This is a genomic window from Pseudoalteromonas sp. PAR1 (genome assembly GCF_947311895.1).
GTDB classification, from domain to species: domain Bacteria; phylum Pseudomonadota; class Gammaproteobacteria; order Enterobacterales; family Alteromonadaceae; genus Pseudoalteromonas; species Pseudoalteromonas lipolytica_C.
Genome location: NZ_CAMZMY010000018.1, coordinates 1 through 14,048 on the forward strand (window position 1 = coordinate 1; position 14,048 = coordinate 14,048).

Here is a 14,048-nt window from a genome sequence, read left to right on the forward strand (position 1 = left end):
AGAGTCCGTATATAAGCCAGCATCTAATCTTTATTTAATAAATACTCCGTTGACAAAAAACGGGGAGTCCATATAAGTACATAGAGGCGCTGCGCGCTACACAGAGAAAACAATATTTACAAAGAGATTATGGTTTCTCCTTCTCTTACTCAGTGCTCTCTGTGTCCTCTGTGGTTAGAAAAAGATCCAGCAGACTAATATACATTTAATAATTATCTGAAGTCCGCTCATTCACTTCTCTTTGTGAAAAGGTTATTGGAACCATAGAAAGCACCGAGGCGCTGAGACGCGATGTAAAATCGCTGCTATCTCGTATCTCGTATCTCGTATCTCGTATCTCGTATCTCGTATCTCGTATCTCGTATCTCGTATCTCGTATCTCGTATCTCGTATCTCGTATCTCGTATCTCGTAACTTTACTCTTTCCCCTCGTAACTTTCCCCTTTCCCCTTGTAACTCGCTAACTTCCCTACATTAAAAAAGGCTACACACTGTGTAGCCTTTGTACTTAAAGGAATTTTAAATTAAATATCAAAGCGATCGGCATTCATTACTTTTACCCATGCGTCGACAAAGTCTTTCACAAAACGCTCTTTGTTGTCGTCTTGTGCGTAAAACTCTGCGTAAGAGCGTAGGATTGAGTTTGAACCAAACACTAAATCAACGCGTGTTGCTGTCCATTTAGTTGCACCTGTGCTGCGCTCGACAATATCGTAAAGACCATTGCCTGTTGGCTTCCATGTGTAAGCCATGTCAGTTAGGTTTACGAAAAAGTCTGTGCTAAGTGTGCCTACATTATCTGTAAACACGCCATGCTTAGAGCCGCCGTGGTTAGTGCCAAGTACACGCATACCACCAACAAGAGCGGTCATTTCTGGTGCAGTTAAGCCCATTAATTGCGTACGCTCCAACATTAGCTCTTCTGCTGAAACAGCGTAATCTTCCTTGAGCCAGTTGCGGAAACCATCATGAATTGGCTCAAGTACGTCGAACGAGTCTGCATCTGTCATCTCGTCCGTGGCATCACCACGACCCGGCGCAAATGGTACGGTTACATCAACACCCGCGGCTTTTGCTGCTTGTTCAACCGCAGCTGTACCACCTAAAACAATTAAGTCAGCTAGGCTTACTGGTTTACTTAAACTCGCTTGTACTGACTCAAGTGCGCTTAATACTTTAGCTAAACGCTTTGGTTCATTACCCGGCCAATCTTTTTGCGGCGCTAGGCGAATACGTGCACCATTTGCACCACCACGATGGTCTGAACCACGGTAAGTACGGGCGCTATCCCATGCTGTAGTGATTAAATCAGCTTGGCTTACACCACAGTTAAGTAGCTTGGTTTTAAGCTCGCTAATTTCGCTGTCTGATAAGGTGTAATCCACCGCTGGGATCGGATCTTGCCAGATCAGATCTTCGCTTGGTACATCGGCACCCAAATAACGTGATTTAGGACCTAAGTCGCGGTGCGTCAGCTTGAACCATGCACGTGCAAACACATCACTAAAGTATTCAAAATCATCGTTAAAACGCTCGATAATCTTACGATAGGTTGGGTCCATCTTCATTGCCATATCGGCGTCGGTCATGATTGGGTTTAAACGAATTGATGGATCTTCAACATCAACTGGTTTGTCTTCTTCTTTAATATCAATTGGCTCCCACTGCCATGCACCTGCTGGGCTCTTCTTAAGTTCCCACTCGTAGTTAAGCAGCAAGTAGCAATAACCGTTATCCCATTTGGTTGGGTGAGTTGTCCACGCGCCTTCGATGCCCGACGTCATGGTATCGCGACCAATACCGCGTGAATTATGATTGTTCCAACCTAGGCCTTGCTCAAACACATCAGCCGCTTCTGGCTCAGGGCCAACGTTTTCTTCGCTACCATTACCATGAGTTTTACCCACGGTATGACCACCCACTGTAAGTGCGGCAGTTTCTTCGTCATTCATTGCCATACGGGCAAATGTTTCGCGAACTTGTTCAGCCGTTTTAAGCGGATCAGGATTACCATTCACCCCTTCTGGATTTACATAAATTAAGCCCATTTGTACTGCTGCCAATGGGTTTTCCATAGTGTCTGGTTTTTCTACATTTGAATAGCGCTCATCACTAGGTGCTAACCATTCTTTTTCAGCGCCCCAGTAAACGTCTTTTTCTGGATGCCAAATATCTTCGCGACCACCCGCAAAGCCAAAAGTTTTTAAACCCATTGATTCGTAAGCCATATTACCGGCTAAGATCATTAAATCAGCCCAAGAAAGTTTGTTACCGTATTTCTTTTTAATTGGCCAAAGTAAACGACGTGCTTTATCTAAGTTGGCGTTATCTGGCCATGAATTTAATGGTGCAAAGCGTTGGTTACCCGTACCACCGCCGCCGCGACCATCTTCTAAACGGTATGAACCCGCAGAGTGCCACGCCATACGGATCATTAAACCACCGTAATGGCCCCAGTCAGCAGGCCACCATTCTTGGCTTTCGGTCATTAGGTTTTTTAAATCGGTTTTAACGGCTTCAAGGTCAAGAGATTTGAATGCTTCTGCGTAATTAAAGTCTTTGCCGTAAGGATTCGTTTTGCTGTCGTGTTGATGAAGAATGTCGAAATTGAGTGCGTTTGGCCACCAGTCGGTATTTGATTGAGCGGTGACAGTGTTACTACCATGCATTACCGGGCACTGGCCCGTTTTTCCATTACTCATTATGTGCTCCTCATAAGCTAAAAATATGACGAAACGCTAAAAAGTCGCTTTTATTCCTTTCGTCATAAAGAGAGATTTTCTAATAGTTATGAATAACTAATAGCAAATAAGTTCCTGTTGTTTAAAACTATAGGAGTTGTACTTTGATAAAGCTAGATTAAGAACATGGTTTTAAATCGATTGCACCGATAGAAAAATCTGATTTGATTCATTTTGCAAAACCGTCCATTTTATAAGGGTATTATTAAACAGCGAGTAGCCCTTATGAAAACCATTAATCCTGACGTTGCTAGACAACTAAGCATTAACTTTTTTATCGCCAATCTGCCTATTTTGATGTTAACGGGGCTGGTAGTTGCTTCGCTTGTCGGGCTAACCTTTAGAAGCTCAGTATTGTTTTGGCTGGCGTTGTTAATCACACCTTTAAGCATTAATTATTTATATTCTAAAAAACGCATAAAACAGTTTTGCAAAGACAACAAATGCTCAGATATTTCTTGTCTTGCCAAGCAAACTGATTAATTTTTAATTTTATTACCCAGTCACCAGATTATTTAGCCTGCAACTTGTTTAAAAATTAATTAGTTATGCGAGTTTCATAGGTAGTTTGAAGGTGACAGTAACGCCGTTATTTGGCTTGCTATCGATGCTCACTTCACCTTGCAGTGCTTGCGTTGCAAGGTTATAAACTATCGACATACCCAAACCACTACCGCCATTGCCACGTTTGGTGGTGAAGAATGGCTCAAACACTTTATGCATTACATCTTCACTCATGCCATGTCCATTGTCTAAATAGCAAATAGAGTAGGTATCGCTTTGTTTATCAACGGTTACTGATATTGTTATTTTATTTTGATCTCTGCCCACAAACCCATGTACACAACTGTTGTTAACAAGATTCAGAAAAATTTGGCTTAATGCCCCAGGTACAGTTATTAGCTTAAGGTCGTCATTACATTGAATATCGACTTCGATATTATGACTTCGGGTCAATGGCATTAAACTATGTAAAATATTTTCAAGGTAGTCTTTGATGTTTGTTTCAAGTAAGTTCAAAGATGATTGGTCAACAGCAGTTTGCTTAAAATCACTAATTAGCTTTGCCGCGCGCTCAAGATTTGCAAAAGAAATCTTAAAACATTCATTTAAGTGATTCATTCCTTCAAGTAATGCCGTTTTAGTTAAGGTATTAGACTCTATTAATTTATTTAAGGTATTAAGTTTATCTTTTGCGGAGCTATTCGCGGTGACTGCAATGCCAATTGGGGTATTTACTTCATGTGCTATACCCGCTACAAGGTTACCAAGCGAAGCCATTTTTTCTGATTCGATCAACTTTTCTTGCATGGTCGTCAATTCAGATAAGGTCACTTCGAGCGTGCGAGTACGCTCTGCCACCCGCTGCTCTAATAATTGATTGGCACGTTCAAGCTTTGCATTGGTTCGTTCATTTTCTTGAGCCGACAGTGCTCTGCCATATAAATCTGCTAATGCACCGATAAATGAACACTCATCTTCACTCCAGTGCCTTGCTCCACCAATATGCTCACAACAAAATATTCCGATCATTTTACCTTTATAGCGAATCGGCGCATCGAGCATAGCGCCAATATTAAGCGGTTTCAGGTAGCTTTCACTAAACTCAAAGGTGGCTGGATCGGTATGGGCATCTTCTGCGGTGATCGTTCGCTGGGTATCGAGCGCTTTAAAATATGCTGGATATGCATCGCGTGGAAGAACCAGTGTCTGAATTTCCTGATTATTTTCTCTATCAAGTAATAATCGGCATTCAATGGCGGTGTTTTCGGCATTTAAAAGCCAGATCCCAGCTCTGCCTATTTCTAGGCCATCAAGAACAGCATTAAGGATTAAGCGTTCAGCTAATTCAACATTGCCACTGTCAAGATCAGAGGAAATTGATACTCCATAGAGCAGTTGGACTAGTTGTTGGCGCATACCATCACCTTTTAGTTTTACATCAACTTAAGTCTAGACGAACATAGCCATTCTTAAAGACTTACTTTGAATTTTTAAAAAACCTTTTAGTATTAAGTGGTTGTTCAGATAGACACAGGTATATTTATACCTAACTCCTGTTGATACCCCTTACGACTTTATGTTGTTTAAGCAGTTTGGCCAGCTCTCCCCCGAGTTGGCTTTTTTTTGCCTAGTCCCCAGTGCTCACGCATGTTAAAGTGAACTTAGAATTCACTAAACATAAATAAGTTATGCGTTATATCTTAATTTTAATCACTTTTTTAATGAGCTTTCATACGCTAGCGGCAGCCCAAAATGAACCTGAAAACCGCCCAGCCCTTAGTGAAGCCGAACAACAACAAGCACTGAATAACCTTCAAGAACCAATGTATAAGCCTCTTTTAGAGCGTTATATTCTTGATGAGTTAAAAGCAGTTCGCCAAGATCAGCAAAAACTGAGAGAAGATGTCACTAAGCAAGTCACTCATACACAGTTAGATACAGCCGATCGCGCGTTAACCTACACGACAGACACCATCAATAATGTGTTTTTCATTATTACAATTACAGCCTCAATTTTGGTTTTAGTTGGTTGGAATTCACTGCGTGATGTGAAAAACAAAGTAGAAGATATTGTAAATACGCGTGTTAGTGCCATCACTAAAGAATACGAAGAGCGCTTAAAAGTTCTTGAAGAAAAACTACGTGAGCGATCTGAAGAGATCTTATTAAATCAGCAAAAAATCTCGATCACTAACGAAGTTCATTCACTGTGGATGCGTGCTAACTTAGAAAGTGATGTTGCAAATAAAGTAGAGATTTTTGACGAGATATTAAAACGTAAACCTGAAGACGTAGAAGCGATTGCTTATAAAGCAGATGCACTGTTAGAAATTAATGAAACGGGTGAGGCTATTGAGCTATGTAATCAAGCCCTCGAAATAGACAGTGACTATGGCTATGCATACTGGCAACGTGCGTGTGCTTATGCATTACTTCATAAACATGCTGATGCGATGGCCGATATTCGTATGGCACTTGAATACTCACCAAACCTTCGTAATGAGCTATTACACGAAAGCGCTTTTGCCAGCCTTCACGACAACGACAGCTTTAATTCGTTGTTAAATGAAACGGTTTAGCCTAACCCCATGTAGCAGCGGGTTTATCCCGCTGTAGGCTCTAGGATTTAGGTGCTAGGTGCTAGGACGCGATGTAAAATCGCTGGCTTTTAGCCGTTAGAGGTCAGATATTAGATGTCAGTCGAACGGAGGGGTTGGTTAGTTCGAGTGTTTTTCTCTGCAATGAAGACCTTGTTCGAGGCATTGTAGGAGGTACTTTAGTGCCGAATTGAACGTAGAAATGAGCGGTCAGTCAGACGCGCGAAACAAGTTTCATGACTACGTGTAGCAGCGGGTTTATCCCGCGTCATAGGAGCTAGGATTTAGGCCCTAGGACGCGATGTAAAATCGCTGCTACAGACTCGCACCTCGTTACTCGCATCTTTCCCCTTGTAACTTGCTAACTTTACTCTTGCTAACTTGAACCCACTAACTTTCACCCATAAAAAAAGAGCAGCTAGGCTGCTCTTTTTTCTATCGAAAGAATAACACTTTGGTTATTTTGCCGTTTTCGACTTGATAACTAGTTACAAACTCGGCTCGCTTATCAACGACTTTGGGATCCTCAGAACAAGTCTCTGATAGTTCATGATCAATCACTATATTACCGTGCACAATACGTTTTATCGGTGAAGACTTAATGCACTTTAATTTTTTAAACATAATACCGTATCGTGCAATTAGCTTTTCTTTACCGGTAAACATAAGCTCATTAGGAAACGTATAAAACTCTACATTTTCATCATACATTTTGATAAATGCATCGATATTACGAGCGTTGTACGCTGCAATAACTTGCTCGATTACAGCCATAGATTCTCGTGACTGACGAGCTTTTTCTTGCTGTTTGGCTGTTAAGGCTTCTTTAGCTTGGTTTACTGCTTTTGTTGCTTCAGCAACTGCTTCTTGCTTTTCAGCTGCGGTTTTAGGTTGCACAGCAGGTGCCGGGTTAACAGAGCCTATTACCTTACTATCATCAGCTTCGGCAACCGTCGCGGTTGCTGCTTCTTTCTTTTCAGTGTCCTTATTAACGGCTTCTGGTTTAGTTACTTCAGTTTGGCTTGTAATTACCGCAGAGCTTTCGCTCTCTGTAGCTTTGTCTTCAATAAATTCTAAACGTGCAACATCTTTCTTTTCTGTTTTTTGTTCGGTTTGTTGCTGGCTTTGTTCACTAGTTTGGTCACTAGCAAAAACCTGCCATGTGAATAGTAAACTGATGGCAAAAAATAACGGTTTCATAATTTTCCTAAATGCATCATGCCTCAATAAAGGCGCTAAGGTAGCAAATTATAGCTGTTTGGCATAGTTTTTTACCAATATTGCTCTACTGTGATCTGCCCAGGTTCACGACGTCTATTGCGGCTAAAACCAAGCTCTAACAAAATAGCTGTAGTATCTTTTACCATTTCTGGATTACCGCAAATCATAAACTGTGTGGTGTCGGGAGCTACAGGACGGTCTATAACTTGAAATAAACGACGGTCTTTGATCACATCCGTGATCCGGCCATTAAATCCCACTGTGGCTGACTCTCGGCTGACTACAGGCGAATAGTAAAGATTTGGGTACTGATGCTGTAGCGCTTTGATTCGCTCTTGATAGCTTAAGTCCTCGTTAAAACGTACACCATGCACCAAATGAACATGCTCAAACTTTTGCCACACTTCACCCTGCTCTAATATTGAAATAAAAGGTCCAAGTGCCGTTCCTGTGCTCAGCATATATAGCTGTTCACTGCTTGGCACTTCATCAAGGGTAAAAAAGCCTGTAGCACGACGCTCAATTGTTACTGAGTCGCCCGGCTTTAATTGTGCAAGCTGTTGAGAAAGTTGTCCGTCTTTAACATTAATCAGATAAAACTCAAGATCAGGATTATTTGGTGCATTCACGTAAGAATATGCGCGTGCTACGCGTTTATCACCCACTTGCATTGCAAGCTTTGTAAACTGCCCAGCCGTGAATGGCTCTACATCGGCATTAACAATTAAGCTAAATAATGAGTCGGTCCACCATTTAACGTCTTTAACTTTTGCTTCAATCCAATTAGACATATAAACCCTCGAGTATTGTTCCTCTATTAAAGGTGGCAACAATTGCTTTAATTTTCAAGTTTTAAGGGGGAGTTGCGAGATGCAAACTGGATTTTATGCGAGATAAATACGCAGCTATAAAAAAAGCCGCATAAATGCGGCTTTGAGGTTAGTCTCACTTCACTTTGGGCGTGTTTCCAAATTTCAGTGAATACGTTACCAAGGAACTTATTTAAATTGATTCTAAAGCAATTTTAACCATTTCGTTAAAAGTGCTTTGACGCTCTTCACTTGGTGTTGCTTCACCAGTGATTACGTGGTCACTAACAGTAAATAGTGCCATCGCTTTTGCGCCATACTCAGCGGCTACGCCGTACATGCCAGCTGTTTCCATATCAACAGCAAGTACGCCTAGCTTGTCTAATTCTTGATAGAATGTGTTATCTGCTTGATAGAATGTATCTGTAGTAAATACATTACCTACCTTTGCTTCAATGCCTAATTCTTTTGCTGCGTTTACGCCGTTAAGTAATAAACCAAAATCAGCAATAGCCGCAAAGTCGTAACCACGCACGCGTGCACGGTTTACATTTGAATCTGTGCTTGCACCTTGTGCAAAGATAACGTCACGGATTTTGATGTCGCTACCAATACCGCCACAGGTACCAATACGAATTAGATTTTTAACGCCGTAACTAACGATCAATTCACGGGCATAAATTGACATTGATGGAATACCCATCCCAGAGCCCATAATACTCACTGGTTTACCTTTGTAGGTACCGGTAAAACCATACATATTACGAACGCCTGTTACTTGTTTTGCGTCATCTAAAAAGTTTTCAGCAATGTATTGAGCGCGAAGCGGATCACCCGGCATTAATACCGTTTCTGCAAATTCGCCTACATTGGCACTGATATGAGGAGTACTCATTATTGGTTTCCTTTTTTGTTCGCTAATAGCTCATTTTTAAAGCTATCACCGTATTCAAGTGCAGGAAGATTAAACCACTGGGCAAGGGTTTGACCTATGTCTGCAAAACTAGCTCGTTCTCCAAGCGGGGTGTTTGTCATTCCCGGTTGGTAAGCAAGGACTGGCACGTATTCACGTGTATGGTCAGTACCTGCTGCTGTTGGATCACATCCGTGATCGGCAGTGATGATTAACACATCATCGCTATTTAGCTGATTTAAGATGGTTGGTAGGTAATCATCAAACTCTTTTAATGCTTTAGCATAGCCGACTGCATTACGGCGATGACCGTACTTTTCATCAAAATCAACTAAGTTTGTAAAAATCAAACTATGATCAGGTGCACTTGCGATGACTTCTGAGGTTTTCTCAAGTAAGTTCATCAGCCCTGGTGCTTTATGTTTTTGGGTGATGCCTTGATGCGCATAAATATCGGCAATTTTACCAATACTTATCACTTCACCGCCGTCTTGCGATAATTTATCAAGCAAGGTTGGCGACGGTGGTAGCACCGAATAGTCACGACGATTACCTGTGCGGGCAAAATCGTCACGGCTCGAACCCAAAAATGGCCGCGCAATCACTCTTCCTATGTTCATTTCATCAAGCAGCGCCCGTGCGATTTCGCAAACCTGATAAAGTTTCTCCAGTCCAAATGATTCTTCGTGCGCGGCTATTTGAAACACGCTATCAACTGAGGTGTAGCAAATCGGCATGCCGGTTTGCATGTGCTCTTCACCTAGTTGTTCTAAAATGGTTGTTCCTGAGGCATAGCAGTTACCTAAAATGCCCGGAATACCAGCACGAGCAATTAGCTCGTCAACAAATTCTTGTGGAAAACACGGCTGTGTGTTTGGGAAGTAACCCCAATCAAATAACACAGGTACGCCGGCCATTTCCCAATGACCTGAAGGCGTGTCTTTACCACTTGACAACTCTTTAGCGTAACCCCATGCGGCAATAGGTGCTTGGCGGTCACTGACTAAACAAGGTTCTTTACCTGCGGCTTCGCATGCATCAGCTAAACCTAAACGGGTAAGATTAGGTAGCGATAACTGCTCACCGGTTTCTTCTGCATAGGCTTTAAGTAAATGAGCAAAGGTATTTGCGCCTACATCACCAAACTTCTCTGCGTCGGGTGCTGCGCCAATTCCTAGGCTATCTGCCATTAAGATAAGTGCTCTTGCCATGGGTACCTCGTTATCAATATGTGGCTACTTTATATGCTCTTCGAATTTTTGGTACAGGACATAAGTCCTGTTTCATAAAACAGAAACATTATAAATTTGCATCTCTAAGCGAAGCAAAAGAGATTAATCGTGTCTTTTTTGCTATTGTGATCTACCTAACAATGTTTCCTTCTGTGTGGGCGAGAACTTTAGTGACACGAACAATTATAGCTATTGCTGGCGCATCTGCGTCGGGCAAGTCTCTTTTTAGCAAGACGATTTATAACGAATTAGTCAATGAGCTTGAACCGGGCGCGATCGCAGTGATCGAAGAAGATGCTTATTACAAAGATCAGTCGCATTTGCCGTTTGACCATCGAACGCAAACAAATTACGACCATCCTGATGCTTTCGAGCATGAGCTTTTGCATGAGCACTTACTTCAGTTGCGCGCTGGAAAATCAGTAGACGTACCAACTTATGACTATGCAATGCACACCCGCAGCGATGAATCGCGTCGAGTGGCACCTGCAAAAGTACTTATCGTTGAAGGTATTTTGCTACTGAGTGATCCGGCACTTCGAAAAGAATTTGATATTAAGGTGTTCATTGATACACCGTTAGATATCTGCCTTATGCGCCGTATGCAACGAGATATGGAGCAGCGTGGCAGAACATTACAGTCCGTTGTTGATCAATATCAAGCGACAGTGCGACCTATGTTTTATCAGTTTATTGAGCCATCAAAGCACAAAGCTGATCTCGTAGTCACACGCGGCGGTATGAATCGCGTTGCCATTGATATAATTAAAAGTAAAATAAAATATTTACTGCAACAATAACAACGGGAAATAGTCAGTATGACGACATTTATGAGCTTAGTAGGCATTGTTGTGCTACTAGCCATTGCTTTCGCGGCTTCAACGAACCGTAAAGCAATTAATTTAAGAACAGTAGGCATCGCCTTCTTGCTACAAGTGCTAATTGGTGGCTTTGTCTTGTTCTTCGAAGTGGGTAAAAACGTACTGGCAAGTATGTCTCGAGGAGTGTCATCAGTTATTGGTTATGCCAATGACGGGATTAGCTTCTTGTTTGGCTCACTGGCATCGCAAGATACCTTAGGGTTTATTTTTGCGATACAAGTATTGCCCGTTATTGTGTTCTTCTCAGCACTGGTTGCTGTGTTGTATCACATCGGGGTGATGGATTGGATAATCAAGATTCTAGGCGGCGGCTTACAAAAGCTATTGAAAACCTCGCGCCCTGAATCGCTTTCTGCAACCGCCAATATTTTCGTTGGCCAAACAGAAGCACCATTGATTGTTAAACCATTTATCGCCAGCATGACTAAGTCAGAGCTATTTGCGGTAATGGTAGGTGGCCTTGCTACCGTAGCTGGTTCAGTTATGGCAGGTTACGTAACAATTGGTGTAGAGCTTAAATACTTAATTGCAGCCAGCTTTATGGCAGCACCGGGTGGCTTCTTGATGGCAAAAATGATTGTGCCAGAGACAGAAACACCAAAAGAAGATTTAGCAGATTTAGAGATACAAGAAGAAAAACCGGTTAACGTAATTGATGCAGCAGCATCAGGTGCCGCAAACGGTATGCAACTAGCACTAAATGTAGGTGCGATGTTACTTGCTTTCGTAGCACTTATTGCACTTCTAAATGGGCTATTAGGCGGTATTGGTGGTTGGTTTGATCACCCAACATTAACGCTACAAGAAATTTTAGGTTACGTATTCGCTCCAGTGGCATGGTTATTAGGTGTACCGTGGAACGAAGCAGTAATCGCAGGCAGTTTTATAGGTCAGAAGGTTGTAGTTAACGAATTTGTTGCTTACCTCGACTTTATTAATTATCGCGATACGTTAAGCGCGCACACACAAGCGATTGTCACATTCGCGTTATGTGGGTTTGCTAACTTATCATCGATAGCAATTTTACTAGGTGGATTGGGCGGTATGGCGCCTGGTCGGCGAAAGGATATCGCACGCTTAGGGCTCAGAGCAGTGTTAGCAGGATCTATGGCTAACCTCATGAGTGCAGCAATTGCAGGTTTTTTCCTCTCGCTAGCTTAGAAACTTAATGAGATGAGCCGTAGTTGCAAAACAATAGGATAGAACTTTAAGGGGTTAAAGGTCTATCTGACTTGAACGATACTTCACCAAGGGCCGCAAGGCCCTTTTATCGTTTTTATGTGCTAAGATTTATTTACTAAGTCTTTTTAAGTATCCGCATGAACCGTTTTCAACTTTTTATACTGATATTTTTTCTCAGTTGGCCTGCCTTCAGTACACCTACACTTACGGTTGTCACTGAGCTTTCTCCGCCAAATCAAACGTTAATTAATAATCAAGTAACAGGTGACAGCACCGAGTTAGTCAAAGCTATTTTTGCTAAAGCAAATTTACAGGCAAATATTGAGCTCTATCCGTGGGCACGTGCTTACAACATGGCACTAAAGAAACCGAACACACTTATTTTTAGCATGGCTAAAACTCCCGAACGAGAAGCTCTATTTCATTGGATTGGAGAAATAGCAACTTATCAAATGGGCTTTGTTAAATTAAGCTCTCGCAGCGATATAAACATCACCTCAAACGAGCAGGCTAAACAATACAAGATTGCCGTGCAACGACATGACCTAGCTGCTCAGCGCTTAACTGAGCGAGGTTATGTCGTGGTATATACCTCAGACATCACTAAATCATATCAGTTATTAATGGCGGGCAAGGTCGATTTAATTATTGATGATAAAAATTATATAAGTGCAATGGCTGAGCAGCTAGCACTAGATGAGGCTCGCTTTAGCTTTGCTTACGCTATCGACTTTTTAACTATGAAAGGTTATTTAGCTGCAAGCCTAAATACGCAGCCAAGCTATATTAAGGCGCTTAAACAAGCGTTTGTTGAGGTTTCAAAAACAACCCAATACCAAAACGTGATGATGACAACAAACTAGCTTTACTCTATTGGGACAAAATAATCTGCAATATATTTTTCGAGTAAACCGCGCTGAATCAATCGATCATAACTTGCCTGTAGTTTTGATAATACCTCATCAGGGATATCTTTATTAAGAGCTAAAAAGTTACCTTGTGTTCTCTCAAGCGGTAACTCAACCAGTTTGACAACCTCTTGCCCATAATGGCCGTATTGCATTAATAAATACCGGAATGACAACTCAGAGCCAACAATTAGTTCAACTTTGTTTTTTAAAAACAGATTTATACATTCGTAGTAATGACTTACTTTTAATAAGTTCTTATCTGCTTTAAACCCTAAGCTCTCTAAAAAGTTTTCGTAAATACTCTCTCTAACAGTACATACGCTATATTCTTTTACTTGTGCTAGGTCACGCGGGTTGATGTGCTCATTAGATTTGAGGCGATAAAAGAAGTTTTTTGATGACGCAAGCGGGCCTATCCAATTAAATAGTGCTTCTCTGTCGGTAATACGCGCAGTTGACACTAAACCAGACAATGGCTTTTTTTGCGCTAAATGATAGGCTCTAGGCCAAGGCAATAGCTCAAATTGACACTCAATCTCTGCATCCACACACATTGCCCTAACAAACTCTAGGTTAATACCCTCTAGGTGACCTTTGTTGGAAAAGTTATAGGGTGGAAATTGCTCTGTATAAATGGTGATAGTTTGTTTTGCCATCAAACTCGGAGCAAAGCTAAGACAAGCTAAAAACAAATACTTTATGATAATTCGTACATCCTCATTAGATAGCCGAATTAAATATAGAAATATTCATATCTTCAGTCAATTTTTAGGCACAAAAAAAGCAAGCCGTAGCTTGCTTCTTCTTAATATTTACTTTTCAGCAAATATTATAACGGAGTGATGTTATCCGCTTGTGGGCCTTTTTGACCTTGTGAAAGAGTGAACTCTACACGTTGGCCTTCAGCTAAAGTTTTGAAACCGTCGCTTTTGATAGCGCTGAAGTGTGCAAACACGTCTGGGCCATTTTCTTGCTCGATGAAACCAAAACCTTTAGATTCGTTAAACCACTTAACTGTACCTGATACGATGTTAGACATAGTATTATTCCTGATATA

General features: G+C 41.5%; 13 protein-coding genes. 5 read left to right on the forward strand and 8 right to left on the reverse strand.

What is annotated here, in order from left to right; translation table 11 throughout:
• Positions 1 to 524: 524 nt before the first annotated feature.
• Positions 525 to 2,702 carry a catalase/peroxidase HPI gene (gene katG / locus QL229_RS14675; RefSeq protein ID WP_281547116.1) on the reverse strand — a complete coding sequence of 726 codons (2,178 nt, stop codon included), beginning with the start codon at positions 2,700 to 2,702 and terminating at the stop codon, positions 525 to 527.
• A 264-nt stretch (positions 2,703 to 2,966) separates the two neighbouring features.
• On the opposite strand from katG, the gene QL229_RS14680 reads away from it, so the two are divergent.
• Complete coding sequence (locus tag QL229_RS14680) at positions 2,967 to 3,224, forward strand: hypothetical protein (protein ID WP_063703943.1); 258 nt, start codon at positions 2,967 to 2,969, stop codon at positions 3,222 to 3,224.
• Positions 3,225 to 3,287: 63 nt separating this feature from the next.
• Here the strand turns inward: QL229_RS14680 and QL229_RS14685 are convergent, their stop codons facing one another.
• The gene (locus QL229_RS14685; RefSeq protein ID WP_281547117.1) at positions 3,288 to 4,661 is read right to left on the reverse strand and encodes a GAF domain-containing sensor histidine kinase; all 1,374 of its coding nucleotides are present in this window, start codon (positions 4,659 to 4,661) and stop codon (positions 3,288 to 3,290) included.
• A 272-nt stretch (positions 4,662 to 4,933) separates the two neighbouring features.
• Here QL229_RS14685 and QL229_RS14690 point away from each other — a divergent pair, with 272 nt between their 5' ends.
• Positions 4,934 to 5,824 carry a tetratricopeptide repeat protein gene (locus QL229_RS14690; protein WP_135926705.1) on the forward strand — a complete coding sequence of 297 codons (891 nt, stop codon included), beginning with the start codon at positions 4,934 to 4,936 and terminating at the stop codon, positions 5,822 to 5,824.
• 453 nt (positions 5,825 to 6,277) lie between these two features.
• Here the strand turns inward: QL229_RS14690 and QL229_RS14695 are convergent, their stop codons facing one another.
• From QL229_RS14695 to QL229_RS14710, 4 genes are all read right to left on the reverse strand, one after another.
• Complete coding sequence (locus tag QL229_RS14695) at positions 6,278 to 7,042, reverse strand: nuclear transport factor 2 family protein (protein WP_281547118.1); 765 nt, start codon at positions 7,040 to 7,042, stop codon at positions 6,278 to 6,280.
• A gap of 71 nt (positions 7,043 to 7,113) precedes the next feature.
• Positions 7,114 to 7,854: a ferredoxin--NADP reductase gene (locus QL229_RS14700; protein WP_135926703.1), complete on the reverse strand. Its 741-nt coding sequence runs from the start codon at positions 7,852 to 7,854 to the stop codon at positions 7,114 to 7,116.
• Between the two features lie 211 nt (positions 7,855 to 8,065).
• A complete protein-coding gene (gene deoD, locus QL229_RS14705) occupies positions 8,066 to 8,767 on the reverse strand; it encodes a purine-nucleoside phosphorylase (RefSeq protein WP_036972525.1) in 702 nt (233 codons plus the stop codon).
• A complete protein-coding gene (locus tag QL229_RS14710; RefSeq protein WP_281547119.1) occupies positions 8,767 to 9,996 on the reverse strand; it encodes a phosphopentomutase in 1,230 nt (409 codons plus the stop codon). The genes deoD and QL229_RS14710 overlap by 1 nt, the downstream gene beginning before the upstream one ends.
• Before the next feature lie 191 nt (positions 9,997 to 10,187).
• On the opposite strand from QL229_RS14710, the gene udk reads away from it, so the two are divergent.
• From udk to QL229_RS14725, 3 genes are all read left to right on the forward strand, one after another.
• On the forward strand, positions 10,188 to 10,817 hold the full coding sequence (udk, locus tag QL229_RS14715) for a uridine kinase (RefSeq protein ID WP_135926701.1): 630 nt from the start codon (positions 10,188 to 10,190) through the stop codon (positions 10,815 to 10,817).
• Positions 10,818 to 10,835: 18 nt separating this feature from the next.
• Positions 10,836 to 12,059, forward strand: a complete 1,224-nt coding sequence (locus tag QL229_RS14720; protein WP_135926700.1) for a NupC/NupG family nucleoside CNT transporter — start codon at positions 10,836 to 10,838, stop codon at positions 12,057 to 12,059.
• Positions 12,060 to 12,217: 158 nt separating this feature from the next.
• Positions 12,218 to 12,943 carry a transporter substrate-binding domain-containing protein gene (locus tag QL229_RS14725; RefSeq protein ID WP_135926699.1) on the forward strand — a complete coding sequence of 242 codons (726 nt, stop codon included), beginning with the start codon at positions 12,218 to 12,220 and terminating at the stop codon, positions 12,941 to 12,943.
• Positions 12,944 to 12,945: 2 nt separating this feature from the next.
• On the opposite strand, the gene QL229_RS14730 is transcribed toward QL229_RS14725, so the two are convergent.
• Together QL229_RS14730 and QL229_RS14735 are read right to left on the reverse strand one after the other, a co-directional pair.
• The gene (locus tag QL229_RS14730; protein ID WP_281547120.1) at positions 12,946 to 13,647 is read right to left on the reverse strand and encodes a transporter substrate-binding domain-containing protein; all 702 of its coding nucleotides are present in this window, start codon (positions 13,645 to 13,647) and stop codon (positions 12,946 to 12,948) included.
• A gap of 173 nt (positions 13,648 to 13,820) precedes the next feature.
• Positions 13,821 to 14,030: a cold-shock protein gene (locus QL229_RS14735; protein ID WP_036972536.1), complete on the reverse strand. Its 210-nt coding sequence runs from the start codon at positions 14,028 to 14,030 to the stop codon at positions 13,821 to 13,823.
• Positions 14,031 to 14,048 lie beyond the last annotated feature (18 nt).